Origin of the sequence: Streptomyces parvus (assembly GCF_014648875.1) — a bacterium.
GTDB classification, from domain to species: Bacteria; Actinomycetota; Actinomycetes; order Streptomycetales; family Streptomycetaceae; genus Streptomyces; species Streptomyces parvus.
The window spans coordinates 30,669-53,977 of sequence record NZ_BMRY01000005.1; the positions used below are offsets into that span (position 1 = coordinate 30,669).

23 protein-coding genes and 1 pseudogene are annotated in these 23,309 nt (G+C 70.3%); 12 read left to right on the forward strand and 12 right to left on the reverse strand.

Features of this window, described 5'->3' with window-relative positions; genetic code table 11:
- Positions 1 to 26: 26 nt before the first annotated feature.
- Entirely contained in the window at positions 27 to 1,754 is a 1,728-nt protein-coding gene (locus IE140_RS16910; RefSeq protein WP_189460497.1) for an LCP family protein, read from the forward strand.
- 82 nt (positions 1,755 to 1,836) lie between these two features.
- On the opposite strand, the gene IE140_RS16915 is transcribed toward IE140_RS16910, so the two are convergent.
- On the reverse strand, positions 1,837 to 2,865 hold the full coding sequence (locus IE140_RS16915; RefSeq protein WP_032783576.1) for a glycosyltransferase family 2 protein: 1,029 nt from the start codon (positions 2,863 to 2,865) through the stop codon (positions 1,837 to 1,839).
- 251 nt (positions 2,866 to 3,116) lie between these two features.
- Between IE140_RS16915 and IE140_RS16920 the strand changes: the two genes are divergently transcribed.
- Positions 3,117 to 4,658, forward strand: a complete 1,542-nt coding sequence (locus IE140_RS16920) for an LCP family protein (RefSeq protein WP_435852572.1) — start codon at positions 3,117 to 3,119, stop codon at positions 4,656 to 4,658.
- Positions 4,659 to 4,805: 147 nt separating this feature from the next.
- Here the strand turns inward: IE140_RS16920 and IE140_RS16925 are convergent, their stop codons facing one another.
- Positions 4,806 to 5,375, reverse strand: a complete 570-nt coding sequence (locus IE140_RS16925) for an acyl-CoA thioesterase (protein ID WP_150196573.1) — start codon at positions 5,373 to 5,375, stop codon at positions 4,806 to 4,808.
- Between the two features lie 117 nt (positions 5,376 to 5,492).
- Here IE140_RS16925 and IE140_RS16930 point away from each other — a divergent pair, with 117 nt between their 5' ends.
- The gene (locus tag IE140_RS16930) at positions 5,493 to 6,818 is read left to right on the forward strand and encodes an LCP family protein (protein ID WP_150196574.1); all 1,326 of its coding nucleotides are present in this window, start codon (positions 5,493 to 5,495) and stop codon (positions 6,816 to 6,818) included.
- 108 nt (positions 6,819 to 6,926) lie between these two features.
- On the opposite strand, the gene IE140_RS16935 is transcribed toward IE140_RS16930, so the two are convergent.
- The 3 genes from IE140_RS16935 to IE140_RS16945 all read right to left on the reverse strand — a co-directional run bounded on the left by IE140_RS16935 (position 6,927) and on the right by IE140_RS16945 (position 9,117).
- Positions 6,927 to 7,973, reverse strand: a complete 1,047-nt coding sequence (locus tag IE140_RS16935; RefSeq protein ID WP_150196575.1) for a DUF5954 family protein — start codon at positions 7,971 to 7,973, stop codon at positions 6,927 to 6,929.
- Between the two features lie 77 nt (positions 7,974 to 8,050).
- A complete protein-coding gene (locus IE140_RS16940; RefSeq protein ID WP_150196585.1) occupies positions 8,051 to 8,248 on the reverse strand; it encodes a DUF397 domain-containing protein in 198 nt (65 codons plus the stop codon).
- A 5-nt stretch (positions 8,249 to 8,253) separates the two neighbouring features.
- Positions 8,254 to 9,117, reverse strand: a complete 864-nt coding sequence (locus tag IE140_RS16945) for a helix-turn-helix domain-containing protein (protein ID WP_150196576.1) — start codon at positions 9,115 to 9,117, stop codon at positions 8,254 to 8,256.
- Between the two features lie 392 nt (positions 9,118 to 9,509).
- On the opposite strand from IE140_RS16945, the gene IE140_RS16950 reads away from it, so the two are divergent.
- Both IE140_RS16950 and IE140_RS16955 read left to right on the forward strand, forming a co-directional pair.
- Positions 9,510 to 10,586: a hypothetical protein gene (locus IE140_RS16950; protein ID WP_150196577.1), complete on the forward strand. Its 1,077-nt coding sequence runs from the start codon at positions 9,510 to 9,512 to the stop codon at positions 10,584 to 10,586.
- Between the two features lie 52 nt (positions 10,587 to 10,638).
- Complete coding sequence (locus IE140_RS16955; protein WP_093441027.1) at positions 10,639 to 11,226, forward strand: Uma2 family endonuclease; 588 nt, start codon at positions 10,639 to 10,641, stop codon at positions 11,224 to 11,226.
- 3 nt (positions 11,227 to 11,229) lie between these two features.
- Here IE140_RS16955 and IE140_RS16960 read toward each other — a convergent pair whose 3' ends face one another.
- From IE140_RS16960 to IE140_RS16970, 3 genes are all read right to left on the reverse strand, one after another.
- Positions 11,230 to 11,835 (reverse strand): hypothetical protein, encoded by a 606-nt coding sequence (locus tag IE140_RS16960; protein WP_150196578.1) that lies wholly within the window; start codon positions 11,833 to 11,835, stop codon positions 11,230 to 11,232.
- Positions 11,836 to 11,915: 80 nt separating this feature from the next.
- Positions 11,916 to 12,722 (reverse strand): class I SAM-dependent methyltransferase, encoded by an 807-nt coding sequence (locus tag IE140_RS16965; RefSeq protein WP_167533537.1) that lies wholly within the window; start codon positions 12,720 to 12,722, stop codon positions 11,916 to 11,918.
- Between the two features lie 83 nt (positions 12,723 to 12,805).
- Positions 12,806 to 13,285 (reverse strand): hypothetical protein, encoded by a 480-nt coding sequence (locus IE140_RS16970; protein ID WP_093441036.1) that lies wholly within the window; start codon positions 13,283 to 13,285, stop codon positions 12,806 to 12,808.
- Between the two features lie 158 nt (positions 13,286 to 13,443).
- On the opposite strand from IE140_RS16970, the gene IE140_RS16975 reads away from it, so the two are divergent.
- Positions 13,444 to 14,016 carry a dihydrofolate reductase family protein gene (locus IE140_RS16975; protein WP_032767324.1) on the forward strand — a complete coding sequence of 191 codons (573 nt, stop codon included), beginning with the start codon at positions 13,444 to 13,446 and terminating at the stop codon, positions 14,014 to 14,016.
- Between the two features lie 22 nt (positions 14,017 to 14,038).
- Here the strand turns inward: IE140_RS16975 and IE140_RS16980 are convergent, their stop codons facing one another.
- Positions 14,039 to 14,563, reverse strand: coding sequence for a P-loop nucleotide/nucleoside kinase family protein (locus IE140_RS16980; protein ID WP_150196580.1), 525 nt, complete (start codon positions 14,561 to 14,563; stop codon positions 14,039 to 14,041).
- A 134-nt stretch (positions 14,564 to 14,697) separates the two neighbouring features.
- Between IE140_RS16980 and IE140_RS16985 the strand changes: the two genes are divergently transcribed.
- Positions 14,698 to 15,972: an outer membrane protein assembly factor BamB family protein gene (locus IE140_RS16985; RefSeq protein ID WP_167533536.1), complete on the forward strand. Its 1,275-nt coding sequence runs from the start codon at positions 14,698 to 14,700 to the stop codon at positions 15,970 to 15,972.
- 37 nt (positions 15,973 to 16,009) lie between these two features.
- Here the strand turns inward: IE140_RS16985 and IE140_RS16990 are convergent, their stop codons facing one another.
- Positions 16,010 to 16,657, reverse strand: coding sequence for a class I SAM-dependent methyltransferase (locus IE140_RS16990; RefSeq protein WP_150196586.1), 648 nt, complete (start codon positions 16,655 to 16,657; stop codon positions 16,010 to 16,012).
- Between the two features lie 95 nt (positions 16,658 to 16,752).
- Here IE140_RS16990 and IE140_RS16995 point away from each other — a divergent pair, with 95 nt between their 5' ends.
- Complete coding sequence (locus IE140_RS16995; RefSeq protein WP_150196582.1) at positions 16,753 to 17,331, forward strand: maltokinase N-terminal cap-like domain-containing protein; 579 nt, start codon at positions 16,753 to 16,755, stop codon at positions 17,329 to 17,331.
- Positions 17,332 to 17,463: 132 nt separating this feature from the next.
- Complete coding sequence (locus tag IE140_RS17000; protein WP_189460499.1) at positions 17,464 to 18,012, forward strand: hypothetical protein; 549 nt, start codon at positions 17,464 to 17,466, stop codon at positions 18,010 to 18,012.
- Positions 18,013 to 18,055: 43 nt separating this feature from the next.
- On the opposite strand, the pseudogene IE140_RS17005 reads toward IE140_RS17000, so the two are convergent.
- Positions 18,056 to 18,463, reverse strand: a pseudogene (locus tag IE140_RS17005) (XRE family transcriptional regulator); the annotation flags it as partial.
- Positions 18,464 to 18,609: 146 nt separating this feature from the next.
- Here IE140_RS17005 and IE140_RS17010 point away from each other — a divergent pair.
- Positions 18,610 to 18,936, forward strand: coding sequence for a UCP032817 domain-containing protein (locus IE140_RS17010; RefSeq protein ID WP_229826826.1), 327 nt, complete (start codon positions 18,610 to 18,612; stop codon positions 18,934 to 18,936).
- A gap of 74 nt (positions 18,937 to 19,010) precedes the next feature.
- Positions 19,011 to 19,640, forward strand: coding sequence for a class I SAM-dependent methyltransferase (locus tag IE140_RS17015; RefSeq protein ID WP_150196463.1), 630 nt, complete (start codon positions 19,011 to 19,013; stop codon positions 19,638 to 19,640).
- Positions 19,641 to 20,536: 896 nt separating this feature from the next.
- Here IE140_RS17015 and IE140_RS17020 read toward each other — a convergent pair.
- Positions 20,537 to 21,694 (reverse strand): acyl-CoA dehydrogenase, encoded by a 1,158-nt coding sequence (locus IE140_RS17020; RefSeq protein WP_150196472.1) that lies wholly within the window; start codon positions 21,692 to 21,694, stop codon positions 20,537 to 20,539.
- Between the two features lie 206 nt (positions 21,695 to 21,900).
- On the opposite strand from IE140_RS17020, the gene IE140_RS17025 reads away from it, so the two are divergent.
- Positions 21,901 to 23,244 carry a UDP-glucose dehydrogenase family protein gene (locus tag IE140_RS17025; RefSeq protein ID WP_093441056.1) on the forward strand — a complete coding sequence of 448 codons (1,344 nt, stop codon included), beginning with the start codon at positions 21,901 to 21,903 and terminating at the stop codon, positions 23,242 to 23,244.
- Positions 23,245 to 23,309: the final 65 nt, after the last annotated feature.

A 23,309-nucleotide genomic window follows, 5' to 3' on the forward strand; every position in this document is an offset into this window, starting at 1 on the left:
CGCGCCGCGGCGGAAATCTGAACAGCATGGGGGGTCCGGTGGGACGGAGCAGCACGTCCGGGGAGAAGACGCGATCACGCGTCCGCCGCGCCGATCGGCTCGGCGGAGGCGAGGGCGGGGGCGAGGGTGGGAGCGGCACCGGGGGCGGCAGCCGGGACGCGGAGGACGGCGACGCGCCCGCGAGCGGCGGGAGCGGCCGGCGGGCCGAGGGGCACCGGCGCGGCGGCCCGGCCGGCGCCCGGGGCCGCAGCAGCCGTCGCGCGCCCAAGAGCGGCAAGCGGCGCGTCCTGCGCTGGAGCGCCTCCGTGCTCGCGGTGCTCATACTCGGCACCGGCGGCGCCGGATATCTCTACTACGAGCGGCTCAACAGCAACATCAAGAAAGAGGATCTGACCCTCGGCGACAAGCAGATGGCCGATCACAAGGCCAACGCCGCCGGGCAGACCCCCCTCAACATCCTGCTCATCGGTTCCGACGCCCGGGACTCCGAGGCCAACCAGAAGCTGGGCGGCGCCAAGGAGACCTTCGGCGGGACACCGCTCGCCGATGTGCAGATGCTGCTCCACCTCTCCGCGGACCGCAGCAACCTCTCCGTCATCAGCATGCCGCGCGACACCATGCTGAAGATGCCCAAGTGCACCGCCCCGGACGGCAAGGTCTACCCGGCCAGCACGCGCGACGTACAGACCAATGAGAGCCTGGGGCGCGGCGGTCCGGGGTGCACGGTCGCCACCTGGTACGAGCTGACCGGCATCCGGATCGACCACTTCATGATGATCGACTTCGCGGGCGTGGTCTCCATGGCCGACGCCATCGGCGGTGTCCCGGTCTGCGTCGACGCCAACATCCACTCACGCAGCGCCGACGGCAAGGGCTCCGGACTGAAGCTGGAGAAGGGCACCACGTCCATCAAGGGCGAGCAGGCCCTCCAGTGGCTGCGCACCCGGTACGGCTTCGAGGACAACACCGACCTGGGGCGGGCCAAGGCCCAGCACCAGTACATGAACTCGATGGTGCGTCAGCTGCGCAAGGGCACCAAGCTCACCGATCCGGCGAAGCTGATGAACCTCGCCGAGGCGGCCACGAAGGCGCTGACGGTCGACAAGGGGCTGGACACGGTCAAGAAGCTGTACGACCTGGCCGAGGAGTTCAAGAAGGTCCCGACGAAGCGCATCACGATGTCGACGATGCCGAACGTGTACGGCACCGGCGTCAACAGCGGCCGGGTGTACCCGAAGGCGGGCGACGCCGAGCAGCTGTTCCGGATGGTGCGGGACGACGTACCGCTGGACGGCAAGGCCTCGAAGCGGAAGAAGCCGGAGGAGCCCAAGGACCCGTCCGCGCCGGTCGGCGAGATCGCCGTCTCCGTACGGAACGGGACCGCGACCGACGCCCTCGGACCGGCGTCGGGGCGGGCCGGCGAGGTGGCGGACCAGCTGAAGAACGCGGGCTTCGGGCGGACCAGCGTCGACTCGGGCAACGTGACCGGGGTGGCGCGCACGGGGATCCTGTACCCGAGCGCGGATCTGGAGGGCGACGCACAGGCGGTCGCCAAGGCGCTCGGGGTTCCGCTGTCGCAGGTGAAGCGGTCCACCGACGTGTCGGGGATCTCGCTCGCGGTGGGCGCGGACTGGCGCGAGGACGGGGCCTATCCGGTGTCCAAGGGCACGGAGAAGACCCCGGAGTCGGCGGGCGCCCTCAACGGCGAGGACGAGGGGGCCTGCATGAAGGTCAACCCGAACTACACCTGGTGACGCCGTAACGGCACGCGCACGCGAGGAAGGGCCCCGACGCTCGGCGTCGGGGCCCTTCCGTACGTCCGGGGCGTCCCCGGGCTCAGACGGTCTCGCTGCTGCCGGTCATCGCCGGGCGGCGGCTCGCGATGACCCGCTTGGCCAGGGACCGGGGGCTGGTGAGGAAGCCGAAGCCCCAGCACATGTGCATGGTCGCCAGGGCCACCGGGATCTGGGCGCGGGCCTTCAGCGAGAGTCCCTTGCCCGCGGGCAGCGACCCGGCGACGATCGCGGCGACGTAACCGCCGGGGACGACCAGCGCCCACGGGGTGACGGTCGCGCCCAGGACCAGGCCAGCCGCGATGGCGACGACGGCGGTCGGCGGGGCCAGGTAGCGGAGGTTGATCGAGCCGGCGTGGTAGCGGGCGACGACGTGGCGCCAGCGGCCGTAGTCCTTGTACTGCTTGGCGAGCGCCTTCACCGTGGGGCGCGGGCGGTACTGGACCTTCAGCTCGGGCGAGAACCAGATCAGCCCGCCGGCCTCGCGGATGCGGAAGTTCAGCTCCCAGTCCTGGGCGCGGATGAACTCGACGTTGTAGCCGTCCGCCCGCTCCAGGGCCTCGCGGCGGAAGACGCCCAGGTAGACGGTCTCGGCCGGGCCCGCCTGGCCGCCGGTGTGGAAGGCCGCGTTGCCGACGCCGATCTTCGAGGTCATCGCGGCGGCGACGGCGTCCTCCCAGGCGTTCTCGCCCTCGGCGTGCATGATGCCGCCGACGTTCTGCGCGCCGGTCTCCTCCAGGAGGCGCACGGCGGTGGCGATGTAGTTCGGCGAGAGCATGCCGTGGCCGTCGACCCGGACGACTACCGGGTGGCGGGAGGCCTTGATCGCCGCGTTGAGGGCGGCCGGGGTGCGGCCGGTGGGGTTGGGCACGGTGTGGACGCGGGGGTCCTCGGCGACCAGCTCGGCGGCGATCTCGTCCGTCCGGTCGGCGGAGGGGCCGAGCGCGATCACGACCTCCATCTCGCCGGGGTACTCCTGCTCCAGGATGTGCCGGACCGAGTTCCTGAGATGGCGTTCCTCGTTGAGCACCGGCATGATCACGGAGACGGCGGGGTACTGCGCGGCAGACATGTGGTCCTCGGGGGGTCCTCGGGGGCGCCGGGGGGTTTCGTACCCCAGGAGGCGGCTCGGTTTTCGGCCGCCACGTTACCGCGAATGGGGGACACCGGTGCGCGCCGCCGGGTCGCGGGCGGGGGCCGTGGTCGTATGGGCCTACCGTGCGATTGGTTCCTCGTCCCTGTTCCCGTAGCACTGTTCCCGCAGCACTCGGCCCCCGCGCACCGCAGAGGTGTCTCCCTTGCACCCCGGAGGTGTCTCCCCCCGTGCCCGTACCGCAGCGACCGCAACGCCCCTCGCAGGGCCCGCCGCACCCCCGCACCACTCCCCCGCGACGCCGCCCGCAGCAGGGCGCCGGGCCACCGCGGGGCACCCGGCCGGTCCGGCCCCGGAAGCAGGACGAGCGGCCGCGCTGGGGCATGCGGGTGGCCACCGGCCTCTCGGTGCTGGTGCTGGGGGCGGGTGGGATCGGTCACGCCGTGGTGAGCAGCCTGGAGGGCGGGATCGGCCGGGTCGATCCGTTCCGGGACATGAAGAACCGCCCCGAGGGGGGTCACGGCACGAATCTGCTGCTCGTCGGCACGGACGGCCGGGACACGATCACCAAGGCCGAGAAGAAGAAGTACCGGCTCGGCGGCGCGCCCTGCCACTGCACCGACACGATCATGCTGGTCCATCTGTCGGCCGACCGGCAGCGGGCGAGCGTGGTCAGCCTCCCCCGGGACAGTTACGCCGAGATGCCCGCCCACACCGACCGCACCACGGGCAAGCACCACGAGAGCCACCCGGTGAAGCTGAACGCCGCGTACGCGGAGGGCGGGCCCACGCTGACCGTGCGGACCGTCGAGAACATGACCAAGGTCAAGATCGACCACTATCTGGAGGTCGACTTCACCAGCTTCATGAAGACGGTCGACGCGGTGGGCGGGGTGAAGATCTGCACGGCGCGGCCGATGAAGGACTCGTACACCGGTCTGAACCTGCCCGCCGGCACCCATGAGCTGGACGGCGGCCAGGCGCTCCAGTACGTCCGCTCGCGCCATGTGGACGTGGCCGCCGACCTGGGCCGGATGGAGCGCCAGCAGAAGTTCATGGCGGCGCTGATCAAGCAGGCGACGAGCAGCGGGGTGCTGCTGAACCCGGTGAAGTTCCAGCAGGTCTCCGGCTCGGTGCTCGGTTCGGTCCGGGCCGACAAGGGCTTCGGTACGGAGGAGATGCTGGCGCTGGGCAAGGCGATGAAGGACTTCGGCCCTGCCTCGTCGGAGTTCGCGTCCGTGCCCATCGGCAACCCGAGCTTGCCGGTCAAGGGCATCGGCTCGACGGTGCAGTGGGACGCGAAGAAGGCGGAGAAGCTGTTCCAGGCCCTGCGCGAGGACAAGCCGCTGGCCCCGGCGAAGCCGAAGCCGAAGCCCGCGGCGGGCCCGCAGCAGCAGCCCGCGAAGCTGGTCGACGTGGCGCCGAAGGACGTGCGGGTGCAGGTCTACAACGGGACCCCGAAGGACGGCCTCGGCCGGACCGTGGACGAGGAGCTGCGCGCGACCGGGTTCACCACGACCGAGGCCCCGCTCAACGGGGACGTGCGCGAGCTGAAGCGGACGCTCGTGGAGTACGACCCTCGCTGGGACCGGTCGGCGAAGTCCCTGGCCACGGCGCTGCCCGGGAGCGAGCTGAAGGCGGTGAAGGGCCAGGGTCCGCAGATGAGGGTGACGGTGGGCGCGGACTTCACGAAGGTGCAGCGGGTGAAGGCGGAGCCCCGTCAGACGGGCGAGTTCGGCACGGTGAGGGGCGACGAGGTGGTGTGCCCGTAGGGACGGTTGCGGACGGTTGCCGGGCCGGTGGTAGGCCCGCCCTCGGACCTCGGCCTCAGTCACCCCCGGCCTCCGGCCTCAGTCGCCCTCCGGACCTCGGCCTCACCCGCCCCCGGCCACCGGCCTCAGTCGCCCCGGCCTCCGGCCTCAGTCGTCGATTCCCTCGGCGGCGCGCTTCTCGCGCAGTTCCTTGATCGCGCGGCGGCGGGCGAGCCGGTGGGTGCGCCGGATCTGCGCCTCCTGGTAGCGCCGGTTGTCGCGCTCGGTCTCGGGGATCACCGGCGGTACGCGACGCGGCTTGCCGTCCCCGTCGACGGCGGCGAACACCAGATAGGCGCTGCCGACCTGCTGGGCGGGGGTGGACTCGTTCCAGCGTTCGGCCATCACGCGGACGCCGACCTCCATGGAGGACCGGCCGGTCCAGTTGACCTGGGCCTTCACATGGACGAGGTCGCCGACGCGGACCGGCTCCAGGAAGACCATCTCGTCCATCGACACGGTCACGGCGGGCCCGCCGGAGTGCCGGCCGGCCACCGCGCCCGCGGCGTCGTCGACCAGTTTCATGATCACGCCACCGTGCACCGTGCCGAGGAGGTTGGTGTCGCTGCCGGTCATGATGTGGCTGAGGGTGGTCCGGGACGCCGCGGTCGGCTTGCCCGGAATCTCATCCTCCGCGCGGTTGGCCGGATCTGTTACGCCAGTGGCCTGATCTGTCATACCGTCCACCTTATGCGGGGTCCGCGGTCCCGCAGAATGCATCAGGTTCGCAACAGCCCTGGTGCGATTTCCCTTACACCCTGTAATAGCTGTGGGCCGGGACGGCACACTGTCGGGATGAACGATTGGCCCGATCGACGGACCGGCGACCGCAGCGAACGCTACGGGCGGGGCAGCGCCAGCGCCCAGCCCGAGGGTGCGCGGGCGATGCCGCACATCCAGCGCCGCCCGTCCTCGCCGCAGCGGCCGCAGATGCCGCCCCAGCGGCCGCAGGTGCCGCCGCAGAGCCAGGGGTACGACGATCGCTACCAGGACGGCGGCTACGGCAACGGCCCCGAGCCCGGGTACGACAGCGGCTACAACACGGGCCAGGTCTACGGATCGGGCAGCGGCGGCTCCGACAGCCGGGGCGGCGGTGGCCGTCGCGGCGGCGGTGACGGAGGTTACGTCCAGGGCCGCCCGGCTCCGGACTGGGGCCGCCGGATCAAGCTCGGCGCGGTGACCCTGGTGGTCGTGGTGCTGGCGGTCTCGATCTCGACGTACTTCTGGGCCGACTCGAAGCTGAAGCGCGAGGTGGACCTCTCCAAGGTCATCGACCGGCCGGAGTCCGGCGACGGCACGAACTACCTGATCGTCGGGTCCGACAGCCGGGAAGGCATGTCGGCCGAGGAGAAGAAGCGGCTGCGCACCGGTTCCGCCGAGGGCAAGCGCACCGACTCGATGATGATCCTGCACGACGGCTCCAACGGCCCGACGCTGATCTCGCTGCCGCGCGACTCCAACGTGGAGATCCCGTCCTTCAAGGGGTCCGAGTCCGGGAAGATGTTCCAGGGCACCGGCCGGCAGGTGAAGCTGAACGCCGCCTACGCCGAGGACGGCCCCGAACTCCTGGTCCGTACGGTCGAGTTCAACACGGGCCTGCACATCGACCACTACGTCGAGATCGGCTTCGGCGGCTTCGCGAAGATCGTGGACGCGATCGGCGGGGTCGAGATGGACATCCCGAAGGCGTTCAAGGACAAGAAGTCCGGGGCGGACTTCCAGGCGGGCAAGCAGACGCTGAACGGCGAGCAGTCCCTCGCCTTCGTCCGTACGCGGTACGCGTTCGCGGGCAGCGACCTTGACCGTACGAAGAACCAGCAGAAGTTCCTCGCGGCGCTGGCGAGCCAGACGGCGACCCCGTCCACGATCCTCAACCCGTTCAAGCTGTACCCGACGATGGGCGCGGGCCTGGACACGCTGATCGTGGACAAGGACATGTCGCTCTGGGCGCTGGGCAACATGTTCTTCGCGATGAAGGGCGTCACGGGTGGCGACGGTACGTCGATGAACATGCCGATCTCGGGCAGCGTCAACGGGAACCTGGTCTGGGACAAGGCGAAGGTGAAGCAGCTGGTGCAGCAGCTCAACAACGACGAGAAGGTCACGGTCAAGGGCAACTGAGGCCGTACACCCAGCCGTTGGGGGGCGCCGGACGAATTGCAGCCCGGCGCCCTTTCGCTTTCGCCGTCCGGGGACGCCCGCTACGTGCCGTAGGACGCCTTCGACGCGCTACGTGCCGTAGGTGATGTTCCCGTGCTCGTCCATGGGGGGATGCATCTGGGAGGGGCCGTACTCGTCGACGTCGGACGGGCGCGGCGTCTCCGGTCCGTCGGGCCCGATGCGCATCATGCGCTCGACCCGGACGACCTCGAACCGCTTTCCGCGCACGAAGAGTTCGTTGGGCCGGCGACGTGCCATGAACTTCTTCGCGGCCCGTTCGTTGACGGCCGCCTCCTTCTCGTCCACCTTCATCCACGCGGGCAGCTCCGGCATGTCCGGGAGGTCCGGCAGCTTGGGGAAGGGCCGGACGAGGTGGTCGACGAGGGCGCGCCGGGCGCCCTGCGGGGTGGAGTGCTGCGCGGTCACCATCGACCAGGACACCTCCTTGCGCTGCACCACCCGGAACGTCGTCGGGAGGAGCACGACGCCCGGGTGGGTGGTCACCGCCCGCCGGGAATCGGCCCGTACGTCAGCGGGGAAGCGGTCCGCGGTGTAGGCGAGTTGGAGCAGCTCGGCCCGGCCGATCCCCTCACTCAGCCCGACGGCGGCCGCGTGGTCGACCACGAAGCCCTTGGTGCGGCAGGGGTCGGGGGCGTCCAGGTCCCAGCCGTCGTCGTCCGGGTCGGTGGCCCGGGGCGGCTCCAGGCGGTCGTCGCCGATCCGGGCGAACTCGTCGGCGCGCACGACCCGGTAGCGCACACCGCACGCGGACACCTCGTCGACCTTCTCGGTCTCCAGCCTCGCCACGGCCGCCAGCAGCGACCGCCGTTCGGCCGGGTCGTCGGTTTCGTCCTTCGCCTTGAACCAGAGGTGCGAATTGAGCTCGTCCCGGACCATCTGCGGGAATCCGCTGTCCAGTTCACCCATCAGCCGCCAGCGGGGCCGGTCCCCGCGCCGCTGCTCGGCCAGCCCGAACAGCGGCCCGCGGACGACGATGTTCGGATACCTGCGGGCCGAGGCGAACGCGTCCGCCTCGGTGACCTCGAAGACCGGGTCGTCGTGGTGGGTGACATTGATCGTGAGATGGTCCGGCGACTTCCCCGGGTGATCGTCCATGTACTCAGTGTGCCGAAGGGGGGTGCCGGTGTCAGGATTTCCGGGGATCCCGGGCTACCGCCGCGAAGGCGGGTGGCTCAGCTGCCGGAGGCGTACGGGAGGAAGTCGGCCCAGGCGGCGGGGGTGAAGCCGAGCGGCGGTTGGGCGAGGTCCTTGGAGTCGCGGACGTGCACGGTGCTGCGAGCGGCGGCGACCTCGACGCATTCGGGGCCGTCGTTGCTGCTGTAGCTGCTCTTGAACCACTCCAGAGCGGAGGTGTCATCGCTCGGGGTCATGCGCGTCATGTCTCTCCCAGCACTTTCTCGATGAAGGCCGTCGATTCCCGTGGAGTGAGTCCTTGGGCGCGGACGAGACCGAGCCGTTGCTCCAGGATCCGGATCTCCTTGGGGTCGAACGTCAGGCGGTTGAACAACTGCCCTTCCCAGTGTCCCACCGCAGTCCCGTCCTTGAACTTGAGGAGCTGGAGCTGGCCTCCCATGCCCGCGTGGTCCTCGCGGTCGGTCGGCATCACCTGGATCTCGACATTCCGTAACTGCCCCATCTCCAGCAGGTGTTCGAGCTGACGCCGCAGGACGGCACGGCCACCGAGGGGCCGCCGGATCGTCACCTCCTCCTGGACGAAGGTGAGCATGGTCAGGGGCTTCCGCTGGAAAATCTGCTGACGTGCCATGCGCGCGGCGACGTACCGTTCGATCTCGTCGGCACCGAAGGCCGGCCGCCGCATCTCGTAGAGCGCACGGGCGTATTCGGCGGTCTGGAGCAGCCCGTGGACGTTGTGATTTCCGTACGCGCCGAGCTCGACCGCTTCCCGCTCCAGCTTGGCGAGGTCCTTCACCTTCTTCGGGTACCGGGCCTCCGCAACGTCCTGCTTCATCGCGGAGATCTTGCCGCCCGCCCCGACGGCCACGTCCGTCGCGTCCAGGAACTCCGGTTTGGGGATGCGCCGTCCGCCCTCGACCTTGTAGACGAGATCCTCGCCGTACCCGATCATCGAGCCCAGTTCGGCGGCGCGCAGCCCGGCGGCCTCCCGCCAGAGTCTGATCTGCCGCCCCACGGCGGCCATCACCGCGCTGGAGTCGTCGGCCGGATCGATGTCGAGGTCGAGATCGGGCTCGGGCTCGGGTACGCCTTCGTCAGCAGCCATGGTGGGCAGCGTAAGGACGGCGGGGCGGGCCGAGGGGCGAATCCCCGTAGATCCACCCGAATTCGCTGCTCACACCGGGTCGTGGCTCCCCACGACCCGGTATCGGCCCACCGGATCGTGGCCGACCGCGACGCGGTGGGGCACGACATCAACTACTTAAAGAACCAAGAGAAATAACCCAACCCCACCCCACCTGATCCCGGCCGTCACCTGCGGAAGGGCTCGTCACTCGCGCGGGTGAGGTTTGCCGACTGAGCTGGATTTCGGACCGGTTGGCAGGCATATGCTCGCGCTGATCGACCTTCGATCCACCTCCAGACATCGAACAGCCCCCGGCCGGGACGGCAATCCCGAACCGAGGGCCTAACCAACAAGGAAGACACCACTTCCCGATGGATACCCAGCACGATAACGCCCTGGCCCCTGCCCTGGCCGCAATTCCCGGGCCCGTCCCGCCCTCCGGCGTCATTCACGTCGTGATCCCGCACACGAGCCGGTTCACCGTCGTCGGCAACCACCTCGCCCAGCACGCCGAGCTGTCCCTCGTCGCGATCGGGGTCGGCGTCCACATCCAGTCGCTGCCCGCCGGAACGGAAGTCGGCATCAAGACGCTCACTGCCCGCTTCCCCGAGGGCGAGGTGAAGATCGCCTGCGCCCTGCGTGAGCTGGAGGCCCACGGCTATCTGCGCCGGACCCGCGTCAGGCTGACGAGGGGCCGGGTGGCCACCCGCACGGTGTTCTGCAACCAGCCGGGGGCGGTGCTGCGGGGTGGGGTGGTGCCCGTGGTGGGCCCTGCGGTGCGCAGCGCTGCGCCCGCGCCCACCTTCGTGCGGGAACACATCCACCACGTACCGGAGCCGGAGCCCACCGGCGTACCGGAGCCCCGCCCCATGGCGGAGACCACCTCGGTACCGGATCCCATGCCCGTGCCGGAGCCCATGCCCGTACTGGAGCCCATGCCCGTGCGGGAGCCCATCCCTGTCCCGAAGCCCGTCCCCGTACCGGAAGCACCGCACGCCCCGGTCCGCTTACCGTCGCGGACCGCGCCCACCCAGCCGCGTCGGCCGCTCCCCCGCCCCCAGGCGCTCACCCCGGAGCTGCGGCAGGCCGCCTCCGCGCTCCTCGCCGATCTGCGGCGGCACGCGGAGGAACTGGTGCTCTCGGAGGAGGCCGTCGAGGAGCTGGTGCCCGGGGTGGCCGCCTGGCTCGAACGGGACGCGACCACCGACGCGATCCGGCGCGCCCTGACCGCCGACCTCCCGCAGCCGCTGAGGCACCCGGCGAGGCTTCTCAGGCACCGCCTGACGGCCCTCCTGCCGCCCCCGCTCCCCGGCGTCCACGACCTCGCGGCACCGCGCCGTGCGCCGGTCACCCCGTTCCAGACCTGCGACGGCTGCGAACGGGCCTTCCGCTCCCACGACCCGGGCCACTGCCGCGACTGCCGGGCCCAGTACTGGGAGGCGGCCTAGCATGAAAGGAACGATCCTGGCCCCCGGGAACCGACGACGAGGAGTGGGCACGATGACCATCGCCCCGGACGACGTACAGCGGGACACAGCCCGCTTTCGGGCCATGCGGGACATCGTGGGGCAGATGCGGGAGCGCATTCCGGGCAAGTTCGAGATCACCAAAGAAGGGATCGTGCACGACATGATGGCCCCGGGACGCCCCCACGAACTCACCGCGGCCCAGGTGAGCCGGCGCCTGGAGAAAGCGATGCCGGACGACGTCCTCGCGCATACGGGGACCCCGGATGTCGAGGTCGAAGCCGAGGGGATCATGCGCCACCCCGACGTCATGATCATCGCGGTGGCGGACATGGAGGGCGAGGGATCCTTCGACCCCCGCACCCTCATCGCGGTGATCGAGGTCGTATCCCGCTCCAACCCGGACAACGACTGGGTGAGCAAGGTACGCGACTACCCGCTTCTGGGCATTCCCGTCTACGCGATCTTCGACCCGCGCACCGGCTCCGGGGCCGTTCTGTCCGACATCCACAGGACGCCGGAGGGGCCGCGTTACGCGACCCGTAAGGACTTCCAGTACGGCGAGGACGTCACGATCGCCGAGTGGACGATCTCGACCGACGGTCTGCCGCGGTACGCCTGACCGTCAGCCGGTGTCGGCGCAGTCGTACCGCTCGGCAAGCCTGGTGGCCACTTCCCGCATCACGGTCGCGTTGTTGCGCGTCGCCGTGTCCGGGGCGACGGGCGGCTTCTCTCCCCGCCTGTACAGGCGTTCCTCGTCCTGCGAGGGCACTTCGAGCGACGCCGTGACGCGCGGGGCGGCCGAGCCCATGCGGGCGGCGCAGCCGGCGGGCAGGGTGACCTCTGCCCGGTCGGGGAGCGCCCAGCCGGTGAACCCGGACCCGAGAGGGACGGAGTCCTCCTTCGTCCCGGGGGTGCTCCGCGTTTCCTCGACGACCAGCTTGTAGAGGCCGCGCCGCTCGGCACCGTCCTGGCCGGCGCGCAGCACGTGGCACTCCCTGAGCACCGCGGAGTCGGTGGTGCCGCCCTTGCTCTCCCACGCGCCCGCGCTGACCTCACCGCCGCCCTGGCCGTCGTCTATCAGCTCCGCCGTCGCCCGGCTGAGCGCACCGTGACACAGGCTCTGCGGCAGCGGCGGCTTCTCCACGTCGTCCGGCCAGAAGCTCGCCGCCACCACCGCCACCCCGGCGACGCCAAGCGTGATGGTCAGCGGCAGCCACTTCTTGTCCATCGGTCACTGTCCCCGCTCACTTGGTCGCCGCCGTAGGGCAGCCGGACGATACTTCACCAGGAGATCCGGCCTCCTGGGCCCTACACAGTCCCCGCCGCCAGCAGCGCAACGTGCGGCAGCACCAACAGGCCTTCCCGCGTGCGGAATTCGGTGCACAGGTCGTCGTACGCGCGCCGCGCCGCCGCCATCCCCTCCGCGCCGCCGCTATTGAGGACCTGCCCGATCGCGCCGATCCCCCGCTCGGCCCCCGCCCACCAGGTGTCCGGGTCGCAGCGGTGCTCCCAGGCCGTCTCGGAGCACTCCGCGCCGAGGAGCCCGGCCGTGTCGAGCAGGGCCGCGAGCCCTTCGGGCGTACGGGGGAAGTCGTCCTGCGGCGCGAGCGCGGGGAGCCAGGTGGGGCGGGTCAGGCCGGCGGCCTGGGCGGCCCGGCCGATCAGGCTCTGGCCGGGGGCTCCGGGCGACCGCCAGATGGTGACCGCGACCCGGCCGCCGGGGCGGGTGATGCGGTGGAGTTCGGCCAGGGCGGCGCGGGGGCGGCCCACGTGGTTGAGCACGAAGTTGCCGACTGCGGCGTCGAACGTGGCGTCCGGGTAAGGCAGTTCGGGGAGTCGGGCGATGTGCGGGGTGACGCCCGGTACGGCTCGGCGGGTCGCGGCCGCCATGCCGGGGTCGGTGTCGGCCGCGTACACGGACGCTCCGCGCACGACGGCCGCCGCGGTCACGGTTCCGGTGCCGCAGCCCACATCGAGGACGCGGGTTCCGGGCCCCACCTCGGCAGCGTCGAGGAGGGCCGGAACGAGGTGGGCGCAGAGGCGGGCGTAGGTGTCGGCGTACGGCTCGGCCTTGCCGGACCAGATGCGGCGCTCGGCGTGGTCGAAGGAAGTGATCGCGGGGGCGGTCGCTTCGGCCGCCTCAGTGGCCTCGGTGGGCTCGGTGGGCTCGGTGGGCTCGGTGGCCGCGGTGGCCTCCGTCATGGTGCGGTCCCCCTCGGTTCGAGTTCGGCGAAGTCCTCGTGGAGGGCGTCGAGATGGCGGCCGGTCGGTGCGCCCGCCGCGTTCAGCTCCGCCAGCCGCCAGCCGGGCAGTTGCGCCTCGACCTCGGCGGGGAGCGAGCCGTCCGCCGGGTCCGCCAGGGCGTACAGCACCCCGAACGCGGTCTCCCTGGCAACCTCGCGGGCCAGCGCGCCGAGGTCCTCGGGGGTGAGGCCGGCCGCGAGGGCGCGGTCGACGGCGTCGGCCGCCGCCCCGTCCGTGCGGTAGGCGGCCACCCACTGCGGGGCGGCCGTGCCCCAGGCGTCGACGTCCTGCCACACCGTCCGCAGAAGGCGGTAGCGGGCGAGCTGCGGCAGCCCCTCCTCGGCCTCGGACTCCGCCCAGTCCCGGGCGTCGGCGTCGGCTCCCAGGGCGCTGAAGAGGGCGGTCAGCCTGTCGAGTTCGGTCGCTTCGGTCATGGGGAGGGAGGCTACCGGCCATGGCCGGGAATCTGTCCGGCGGTTCGAAGGCGTGGGACCGATGAGTTTCCGCCTGGCACGCGGTCAGTACATCCGTAAGAGTGAGAAGCGACGCCGGGCGCCGGACGGGGCCCACCACCACACACCCAGGAGACCTGATGCGCACCCTGATCAGCACCGCCTTCGTTTCGCTCGACGGTGTCATGGAGGCCCCCGGCGGCGAGCCCGGCTACCGGAACTCGGGGTGGACGTTCAAGGACATCGAGTTCCTGCCGGAGGCGTACGAGCTCAAGGCCCGGGAGCAGGACGAGGCCGCGGCCCTGATGATGGGCCGGGCCAGCTACGAGGCGTTCAGCCCGGTGTGGCCGGGCATGGAGGAGTTCACCGGGTACAAGGCGATGCCGAAGTACGTCGTCTCCACCAAGCTCACCGACGGCGACCTGGTGTCCGACTGGGGCGAGACCACCATCCTGCGGTCGCTCGACGAGGTCGCCGCACTGAAGGAGACCGAGGGCGGCCCGATCATCGTCCACGGCAGCACCGAGCTGAACCGGAACCTCGCGGACGCCGACCTGATCGACCGGTACCACCTGCTGGTCTTCCCGGTCCTGCTCGGCGCGGGCAAGCGCCTGTTCAGCACGACGGACAAGGACCAGCAGAAGCTGAAGCTCGTCGAGCATGAGGCGTACGCGAACGGCATCCAGAAGAACGTCTTCGAGGTCGTCCGCTGACCCGTCGGGCCGGGACGGGCCGTCAGCCGGCGCGCACCTCCCGCAGGACGGTCTCCGCCACCGCGGTGGGCGGGACACCGGTCGTGTCCACCACCTGAGCCTCCCGGCGGAGCCACAGCAGGGCCCGCTCGTAGTCGCTCAGGTGGTCCAGCCGCCACTGCCTGGCGGCGACGCTGTCGGGCTTGGTGTCGGTCTCGATGCGCTCGACGAGGGTGTCCCGGTCGGTGTGGAGCAGGAAGTGGTGCACGGGGACACCGGCCTTCGCCAGACCTTCGCGGATCTCCTGCCAGTATGCCTCGACCAGCACGGTCTGCGTGACCACCAGCGTGCCGCCCACATGGTCGAGCACCTGCCGCGCGGTCTCCACCACCAGGCCCCGCCAGGGCGGGAAGTCCTGGAAGTCCTTCTCCGGGACGCCGAGGACGTGCCGGAGCATCCAGCCGACCGTCTCCGTGTCGAAGAGCCGGGAGTCCGGGAGGAGCGAGATCACCTCCTTCGCGGTGGTGGTCTTGCCCGCGCCGAAAGTTCCGTTCAGCCAGATGATCATCTGACTACCCTAGAGGTGTTGCCCTGCCTCGACGGGGCTTCGACTTCGAGCCAGGGGTGGGGATCCGCATGGCAACACGCTCGACCGATGACACGGGGCCGCAACGGGATCGGCGGCTGCCGGGCCGTCGGGGAATGCGGCCGCTCCGCCCGCTCCTCGCGGCCGTCACCGCGCTCCTCGTCGCCGGCTTCGCCACGGGCTGCTTCACCCCGGAGGGCTCGCTGCGCGTCGTCTGGGAGGCCCCGGTCGACAGCAGCGCCCGGGACTACGGCAACGGCGCCTGGCTGGTCGGCGACACACTCGTCCGCAGCCGGTACGACGCGGTCAACGCCTTCGACGCGGGGACGGGGAAGGGCCGTTGGGAGTACACCCCACCCGCACAGGAGCACATCTGCGCCGTCAGCCGCCGGGCGGCAGGTTCCATCGTTCTGATCGCCCGGGGAAGCATGGCGGACGCGGACTGCTCGACCGTCGCCGCGCTCGACCTCACGACCGGCCACGAGCGATGGCACACGTCCCGCGCCCCGGGGGATCTGACCGAGACGTTCACCGACATGGTCGCCGTCGGTGGCGGGATCGCGGTCCTGCGGGACGCCGACGACATGTGGGCTCTCGACACCCGGCCCGCCGTCTCCGGATCGAAGGCACTGCGCGCCTTCGATCTGCGGACCGGCGCCCCGCGATGGACAGCGGCCGTCCCTGAGGGCTGCGCGCCCGAGCAGGTCGCCGCCGGGGAGCGGCAGGTCGTCGCCGTACTCGCTTGTGCCCGCACCGAACTGCGGCTCGCCGCGTTCGATCCGGCTGATGGCCGGCAGCGGTGGACCGCGCCCCTCGGTCAGCGGAGGACGCCCGTACCGGACGGGCAGGTGACTCTGCGGTCCGCCGAGCCCGCGGTCGTACAGACCGGCGGGACGACGGAGGGCCAGCCAGGCGCCTTCCTCGCCTTCGGCGCGGCGGGAAAGGCCACCGGTCGGATCGAAACCACCGGCGCGTACGGAATGGTCCAAGCGCACACGTCGTCCCTGGTGGCCGTCGCTGACGGGCGCCTCTATCTCGGCGCCGAGAGCAGGGAGCGCGAGGCGTACCGAGATCGCGTGGTTGCCTTCGACCTCGCGAGCGGCAGCCAGGTCTGGCTGCAGGATGTAGCCGTCGCGGGCGGTCTGCGTGCCCTCGACGTGACCGGCGGCCGGGTGACCGTCATCGCCGACCGCGGCTCCCGGCACGACGGCCTCGACGAACTGCGGGTGCTCGACGCCGCCACGGGCGATGAAAAGGAGAGCATCGAGGCCGGTCTCGACGTGGACCGGGCGCAGGGCGAGCTGGCGGACCTGTTCGTGTACGAGAAGCTGGTCGTCGCCGTGCGGCAGGATTCGGGGGTGCGTCCCTTCTCGGCGTACGCGCGCGAGTGACGGTTGTCCCGGCCGTGATGGCGGGCGGGTCCGATTCTCACTGATGCCAGACCAACGTGTAGCGCCAGAACAGGCGTCGGCGCAGCCGGGCGCCGGGCAGGACCCGGCGGGCCTCGCGGACGATCTCGGCGAAGCTCATGGCCGCCGGGCGGGTGGGAGCCGTCATCGAGTCCGGCCGTGGCGCCCGGCGCCCCTTGTTCTTGATCCAGGCCATGGCGATGTTCAGCGGGATCGCGGCAGCGCCGAGGAGATGGTCACCGGGGGACGCCGCCCGGGCGACACCGACGACGACCAGGGTCCCGCCCGGCGCGAGGTGCCGGCGAAGGTGGGTGAGGGCTTCGGCGAACGACGGCAGGTGGTGGAGGGTGGCGACGCAGGTGATGACGTCGTAGGGCCCGGGCGGTATCCCCGTCGGCGCGTCCGCGACGGTGAACGTCACGGGGGCGGCCGGGTCCGTGCGCTCCCGGGCCTTCTCGACGATGGCGCGATCCGCGTCCAGGCCCTGCACCACCGTGGCCCGCGTGGCCAGGAGCCCGGCCAGGTCTCCGCTGCCCGATCCGACGTCCAGGGCCCGGTCGAAGCGCCGGGGGATCTGCCGCATGAGCCACGGATGGTAGTGAGCGTTATGGTCCCACGGGTGGACGCTGTGGAATCGGTCGATTGCCCGGAGGGCCCGGGTCGTCATGGTCACCACGGCACGAGTCCATCACCCCGGGAACGTGACGACCAGAGAGTCCCCGGCCGAAGTCCGCGGCCGGAGACCGACAACAGGGAGCTCGCATGGCATTCATCCACCGCACCACCATGTCGCCCGGCAAGCTGGAGCTCCTCACCGGCTGGCTGCCGAAGCAGAGTTGGTACGCGGGCACCGGCGGAACGCCGGACCTGGTCAACGCCGGCGGGTTCCGGCTGGACGATCCGGAAGGCGCGGTCGGGATCGAGTTCATGGTCGTGGTGGACTCCGCCGGGCCGGAGCCGGTGGCGTACCTCGTCCCCCTGGGCTACCGCGACGCCGCTCTGGAGGGCGTACCCGAGGAGGCGCTCATCGGTACCTCCGAGCATGGCGTGCTCGGCACCCGGTGGGTCTACGACGGTGCCCACGATCCGGTGGTGCTGGCCCAGTTGAGCGCCCTGCTGCGGGGCGAGGCGGATCCGCAGCAGCAGAGCGTGAGCGACACTCCCGACCCGACCGTCACCGTGCACGGGGCCGGCGGAGACGGTGAGCCGGGCGTGCGGATCAACCGCGTCCTGCGGGCCGGGGAGGACGAGCAGCCGTCGTCGGCGCACCTCGTCGCCGGTTGGACCCGGCCCGACGGAACGGCCGCGCGGGGCGTGTTCGCGGTCGTCGCTCCGCGGTAGGGGCACGGACAGCGTGAGACGGCCCGTCCGTCGCCGAACTCCCTGGGCATGCAACCGAGTTCAGCCGTACGGTGGTCTGACCGAAGATGCTCACGGCAAGCGGAGGACGGCGAGCGGCGAACGGAGGACCGGGTGCAGCAGATCGGGCCCAGGGTCGGCATGCGGCTGATCCATATGACGCACACCGAGCACCGCGGATCGGACACCTACCACCACTACCGGATCCAGACCGCCTGGGTCGACCGGCCGCCCGAGGGTGTCCGGACCGGGTCTCTGCGGTGCGCCACCTGCGGTGACATGGTCGGCTTCCGGCTGCGCAGCCGGGCCCGCGCCGAGGCGCGCCGGGGGCTGTGGCTCGCGATCGGGCTCATCGCCGCTGCCGCACTCGCGGTGCTCATCGTGATCACGGCGAGGATGATCAGCAGCGGCTCGGGGGACGAATCCCGGACTCTCGTGCCCGCCGCTCTCGCCGTGGTCGCACTGATTCCGTCGGTCATCCTCCTCCCCGGCGAGGACGGCGTTTCGCTGATCCGCCTCCGGGGCAGCGGCCCGCACGCCTTCAAACCGATGAAAATCCGTGCCGCGTGGTCCAAGCCGGCCGCGACCGACCGGCCCGTCCGTGCGGAGATCGTCTTCCACGACTCGGACCCGCCCGCCGCGCCCGCCCCGCCCGCCCCCTGAGCCCCTGCACCTTGGCCGGCCGGCAACGACGACACGACGGCCCTCACTCCGGGGAAGCCGAGTACCTTTCGATGCTGGCCCGTTCCGTGGAACGGTCGAGCAGGCGCAGCTCCCAGGGCCCACTGTTCACATCGAAGTCCTTTCCGAACCCGACCCACTTGCCTGCCATACGACGGCCTGTCGGCTCGATCAGTAGCTGGACGGCACCGTGATACCGGGCGCCACGGTAGTAGCCGTCCACCGCCGTCTGTTCCGTCCACGTGCCCGTGATGATGTTCCGGTCCACGGTCAGATCGAGAGACAGCGGACTGTCCGGGTTGGTCGACGCGCCAGGCAGGCTCTGGGCCGTCAGCCTGTTGCCGTACTGGACGATCACCACGTGGTGCTTGCAGTCGAAAGTCTCATCACGGCTGGACGAGTAGAACTCGTACTGAGACAGCCAGATGCCCGCGTACTCGCCCTGTGCCCCCTGCTCCGGGCTTGCGACGGCATCGGTGGTGCCGGCTTCCCCAATTTCCATGCCTCAAACTGGCGGAAGCCAAGTTCGGGCAGGCCATCGCCTACCTGGTCACGTGCGGTGAGAACCCGGACGTTCTCATGGGCCCGTCCAAGCAGGTGGACGAGGCGTGGCACTCGTTCCTGCTCGACTCGATCCCGTACCACCAATTCACCGAGCGGAACTTCGGCCGGTACATCCACCACGTTCCGGAGCTTCCGGAAACGACGGCCGAGGCCCAGTGCGTCAGCGACGACAGGGCGACGCGGGACGGACACGACTCCGATACCGGTCGACCGCTCGTCCTGGAGCAGACGATCACAGCCATCAAGGCAGCCGGGTTCGACATCGATCCCGACCTGTGGGGCATGGAGAGTGCGGCCAACTGCAACCAGTGCCACGCCGGGTGCCACGACTCACCCAAGTAGAACCGCACAGCCGCTCAGTTGGGGCCTACCTCGTACGTTGGGGGTAGGCCCCTTCCGCTGGAGAGGATCACCGCATGTCATTGGCTGAGTCCTGGAACAAGTACGCGGTCGGGAGCAAGCCGCGCAGAGCAGTGAACGCCAAGGGCGAGACAACGTGGCTGAACTGGACTCAGTACGCCGATCACGGGCCGAACGAGAGCGTTCTGGGATCCGTCGAAGGACGTCGGGTGCTGGAACTCGGCTCGGGCAGCGGGAGCAACCTGGCACACCTGGTCACGCTCGGTGCGACCGGCCTGGGAGTGGACGTCGCGCCGGCCCGCGAGACGGTCGCGAAAGAACGCTGGGCCGGACTGGCGGGCCTTGAGTTCCGCACGGCAGAGGCGACGGCATTTCTGAGCGAGACGGACGAGACGTTTGACGTCGTGCTCTCCATCTTCGGTGCCGTGTGGTTCGTCGATCCGCACACCCTACTACCGCTGATTCGATCCCGTCTGGCATCGGGTGGCACTCTCGCGTTTTCCCACCTCCCTGCTGAAAGTCAAGACGTGAAGCCAGGAAAGGCAGGGTTGCGGCACAACCACAGCCTCGACGCATGGGAAATCCTGCTCACAAGCCACGGATTCGCAGCGGTGTCAGCATCACTCGTCGATCCGCCGCAGGGCGAGAAGGTGGGCACGATGCTCGTACGCGCGGTAGCACGCTGACCGCGGCGCGGAAAGCCGTTTCGGCGGGTTGCGAACCATCAGGAATGGTGGACCCGGTTCGTACCCTCGTAGATCCGGGTGCCATACACGTCATACGGCGCTGACCTGCGCCGACCCCTGGAGGGGCCTCCCCGGCATTTCCCTGTGATCGTCAGCAGTCTGCCCAGGTAGGGCGTCGCACAAAGGCACCGCCACACGCCACGCGAGAGACGAGCGGGCTCGTGGCAGGTTACGCGGTTCTGTCCATCAACCGTGATCGCTTGCCCCGCGTCCGCGAGCCGTTCCGAGCACTGCGGTTGCGGCACAGGCCCTGGGGCCGCTGCGCTTCGGGGCGGTAGACGTCCAAGCAGACGACCTTGGCTCCACTGCTTCCCATTACGGTCCGCTGGGCCGGCCCCAACTCCTCGTGCTGGGAAGGTTTCCCACGGAGCGTGAAGACTGTGGCCGGTCAGCCGGCCTTCCCCGACCCTGCCCGCGGCCACTTCTTCCGGACTACTGACCAGGCTCTGCGGACCATCGCTGAGTAAGGCGAGGACAGTCGGGAAGGGTCGGGCCACACGTTGCATGGCGAGGGGAGCGCCGTGGCCGCCACTACCACTACAACTTCGAAGGGGCCGAGCAGCGCGGTCGGGCAGCCATCGCAACCATGCTGACGCCCGGTGCCGACGACCCCACGGAGGCGTCGGAGGCCGTGGGGTCCACAAGTGACAACAGCCCCGGCATCACGCCGGGGGCTGTGTCGTTTGTGCTGGTCAGTGACCCCTTTTGGGCCTGTCAGTCGCCCAGGATTCCCTCAGCATGACGCCCATAAACGCTCCCGATCGAGGCGTAACGGGCGGAAAGCCGAGAGTCTTCCTCGGGGCCGCAAAGATAGCCCCTGACCTGCAAAAACGCGGCTAGGGAAGGTTCCTGGCCATCACGATGCGCTGGACCTGGTTCGTGCCCTCGTAGATCTGGGTGATCTTGGCGTCACGCATCATGCGCTCCACCGGGTAGTCCCGCGTGTAGCCGTAGCCGCCGAGCAGCTGGACGGCGTCCGTGGTGACCTCCATCGCGATGTCCGAGGCGAAGCACTTGGCGGCCGCGCCCTGGAAGGTCAGGTCGGCGTCACCCCGCTCCGACTTGGCGGCGGCCGCGTACGTGAGCTGGCGGGCGGCCTCGATCTTCATCGCCATGTCCGCGAGCATGAACTGGATGCCCTGGAAGTCCGCGATCGGCTTGCCGAACTGCTTGCGCTCCTGGACGTACCCCTTGGCGTAGTCCAGCGCACCCTGGGCGATGCCGAGCGCCTGGGCCGCGATCGTGATGCGGGTGTGGTCCAGGGTCTTCATCGCGGTGGCGAAGCCCGTGCCCTCCTCGCCGATCATGCGGTCCGCGGGGATACGGACGTTGTCGAGGTAGACCTCGCGGGTCGGGGAGCCCTTGATGCCGAGCTTCTTCTCCGGGGCACCGAAGGAGACGCCCTCGTCGGACTTCTCGACGACGAACGCCGAGATGCCCTTGGAGCGCTTGGTCGGGTCGGTGACCGCCATGACCGTGTAGTACTCGGAGACACCCGCGTTGGTGATCCAGCGCTTCACACCGTTGAGCACCCAGAAGTCGCCGTCGCGCACGGCCTTCGTCTTCATGCCCGCCGCGTCGGAGCCGGCGTCCGGCTCGGAGAGGGCGTACGAGAACATCGCGTCGCCCTTGGCGAGCGGGCCCAGGTATTTCCGCTTCAGCTCCTCGGAGCCGGAGAGGATCACCGGGAGCGAGCCGAGCTTGTTCACGGCCGGGATCAGGGAGGAGGAGGCGCAGACACGGGCCACCTCCTCGATCACGATGACCGTGGCGAGCGCGTCCGCGCCGGCCCCGCCGTACTCCTCCGGGACATGGACGGCGGCGAGGTCCGACGAGACCAGGGCGTCCAGCGCCTCCTGCGGGAAGCGGCTCTCCTCGTCGACCGCGGCGGCGAAGGGGGCGATCTTCGACTCGGCGAGCGCGCGGATCGTCTCGCGGAGCATGTCGTGCTCCTCGGCCGGACGGTACAGGTCGAAATCGGTCGAACCCGCCAAGACGCTCACTCCCCAGATGCTAACTACCGTTAAGTAACTCGATTTTAGTGCGCGGACCGCCCGGCGGCATACGTACCGCGCACGTGAGCTTGCCGACAAGGGTGGGGCGCGAGGGAGATACCAGGCATATCCGGCGGTGAAATCCGGCCTGCGGTCCCCGACTATGCTCGGTCCGCACGTCCGTCCGTACCTCCCAGGAGCACTCCATGGCCCTCAGGATCACTGTGATCGGCACCGGCTACCTCGGCGCCACCCATGCCGCGGCCATGGCCGAGCTGGGCTTCGAGGTCCTGGGGCTCGACATCGTGCCGGAGAAGGTCGAGCTGCTGTCCGGCGGGCGCGTTCCGATGTACGAGCCGGGGCTGGAGGAGATGCTCCAGCGGCATGTCGCCGGGATCGAGGGGTCCAGCGGCCGGCTGCGCTTCACCACCTCCTGGGAGGAGGTCGCGGAGTTCGGCGACGTCCACTTCGTCTGTGTGAACACTCCGCAGAAGCACGGCGAGTACGCCTGCGACATGAGCTACGTGGACAGCGCCTTCGACGCGCTCGCCCCGCATCTGACCCGGCCCGCCCTGGTCGTCGGCAAGTCGACCGTCCCCGTCGGCTCCGCCGCCCGGCTCGCGGACCGGCTCGCCGAGCTGGCTCCGGCGGGGGCCGGGGCCGAGCTGGCCTGGAACCCGGAGTTCCTCCGCGAGGGCTTCGCCGTCAAGGACACCCTGCACCCCGACCGGATCGTCGTCGGCGTCACGAGCGAGAACGCCGAGAAGCTGCTCCGCGAGGTGTACGCCGGGCCGATCGCCGAGGGCTCGCCGTTCGTCGTCACCGACTTCCCGACCGCCGAGCTGGTCAAGACCTCCGCCAACTCCTTCCTCGCCACCAAGATCTCCTTCATCAACGCGATGGCCGAGGTCTGCGAGGCCGCCGACGGGGACGTCGTGAAGCTCGCCGAGGCCATCGGGCACGACGACCGGATCGGGAAGAAGTTCCTGCGGGCCGGGATCGGCTTCGGCGGCGGCTGTCTGCCCAAGGACATCCGCGCCTTCATGGCCCGCGCCGGTGAGCTGGGCGCCGACCAGGCGCTCACCTTCCTCCGCGAGGTCGACTCCATCAACATGCGCCGCCGCGGCCACATGGTGGAGCTGGCCCGGGAGGCGGTGGGCGGCGGCTCGTTCCTCGGCACGCGGGTGGCGGTGCTGGGCGCCACGTTCAAGCCCGACTCCGACGACGTACGCGACTCCCCCGCGCTCAACGTCGCCGGGCAGATCCACCTCCAGGGCGGCCAGGTGACCGTGTTCGACCCGAAGGGGATGGACAACGCCCGGCAGCTGTTCCCGACCCTGGGTTACGCGGACTCGGCACGGGAGGCCGTGCGCGGCGCGGATGTGGTGCTGCACCTGACGGAGTGGCGCGAGTTCCGCGAGCTGGACCCGGCCGAGCTGGGCGAGGTGGCCGCCCGCCGGATCATCCTGGACGGGCGCAACGCCCTGGACAGCGCGGTGTGGCGCGAGGCCGGGTGGACGTACCGGGCGATGGGCCGCCCGAAGGCCTAGCCGTATTGCCCGTCGGCTCGGCCCCGAAGCCGTCCGGCAGTGTTCGTACGGCTTCGGCCCGGCCT

What these genes read in the sequence shown, in the direction of transcription:
- IE140_RS16945 (WP_150196576.1), bottom strand. Translation starts at nt 9,117, where the DNA reads ATGGCTGCTGACGAAGGCGTACCCGAGCCCGAGCCCGATCTCGACCTC.
- IE140_RS16970 (WP_093441036.1), bottom strand. Translation starts at nt 13,285, where the DNA reads ATGACCGAAGCGACCGAACTCGACAGGCTGACCGCCCTCTTCAGCGCC.
- IE140_RS17015 (WP_150196463.1), top strand. Translation starts at nt 19,011, where the DNA reads ATGTCATTGGCTGAGTCCTGGAACAAGTACGCGGTCGGGAGCAAGCCG.
- IE140_RS16955 (WP_093441027.1), top strand. Translation starts at nt 10,639, where the DNA reads ATGACCATCGCCCCGGACGACGTACAGCGGGACACAGCCCGCTTTCGG.
- IE140_RS16930 (WP_150196574.1), top strand. Translation starts at nt 5,493, where the DNA reads ATGAACGATTGGCCCGATCGACGGACCGGCGACCGCAGCGAACGCTAC.
- IE140_RS16940 (WP_150196585.1), bottom strand. Translation starts at nt 8,248, where the DNA reads ATGACCCCGAGCGATGACACCTCCGCTCTGGAGTGGTTCAAGAGCAGC.
- IE140_RS16950 (WP_150196577.1), top strand. Translation starts at nt 9,510, where the DNA reads ATGGATACCCAGCACGATAACGCCCTGGCCCCTGCCCTGGCCGCAATT.
- IE140_RS16995 (WP_150196582.1), top strand. Translation starts at nt 16,753, where the DNA reads ATGGCATTCATCCACCGCACCACCATGTCGCCCGGCAAGCTGGAGCTC.
- IE140_RS16975 (WP_032767324.1), top strand. Translation starts at nt 13,444, where the DNA reads ATGCGCACCCTGATCAGCACCGCCTTCGTTTCGCTCGACGGTGTCATG.
- IE140_RS16960 (WP_150196578.1), bottom strand. Translation starts at nt 11,835, where the DNA reads ATGGACAAGAAGTGGCTGCCGCTGACCATCACGCTTGGCGTCGCCGGG.
- IE140_RS17010 (WP_229826826.1), top strand. Translation starts at nt 18,610, where the DNA reads ATGGGCCCGTCCAAGCAGGTGGACGAGGCGTGGCACTCGTTCCTGCTC.
- IE140_RS16925 (WP_150196573.1), bottom strand. Translation starts at nt 5,375, where the DNA reads ATGACAGATCAGGCCACTGGCGTAACAGATCCGGCCAACCGCGCGGAG.
- IE140_RS16915 (WP_032783576.1), bottom strand. Translation starts at nt 2,865, where the DNA reads ATGTCTGCCGCGCAGTACCCCGCCGTCTCCGTGATCATGCCGGTGCTC.
- IE140_RS16980 (WP_150196580.1), bottom strand. Translation starts at nt 14,563, where the DNA reads ATGATCATCTGGCTGAACGGAACTTTCGGCGCGGGCAAGACCACCACC.
- IE140_RS16985 (WP_167533536.1), top strand. Translation starts at nt 14,698, where the DNA reads ATGCGGCCGCTCCGCCCGCTCCTCGCGGCCGTCACCGCGCTCCTCGTC.
- IE140_RS16990 (WP_150196586.1), bottom strand. Translation starts at nt 16,657, where the DNA reads ATGACGACCCGGGCCCTCCGGGCAATCGACCGATTCCACAGCGTCCAC.
- IE140_RS16910 (WP_189460497.1), top strand. Translation starts at nt 27, where the DNA reads ATGGGGGGTCCGGTGGGACGGAGCAGCACGTCCGGGGAGAAGACGCGA.
- IE140_RS17025 (WP_093441056.1), top strand. Translation starts at nt 21,901, where the DNA reads ATGGCCCTCAGGATCACTGTGATCGGCACCGGCTACCTCGGCGCCACC.
- IE140_RS16935 (WP_150196575.1), bottom strand. Translation starts at nt 7,973, where the DNA reads ATGGACGATCACCCGGGGAAGTCGCCGGACCATCTCACGATCAATGTC.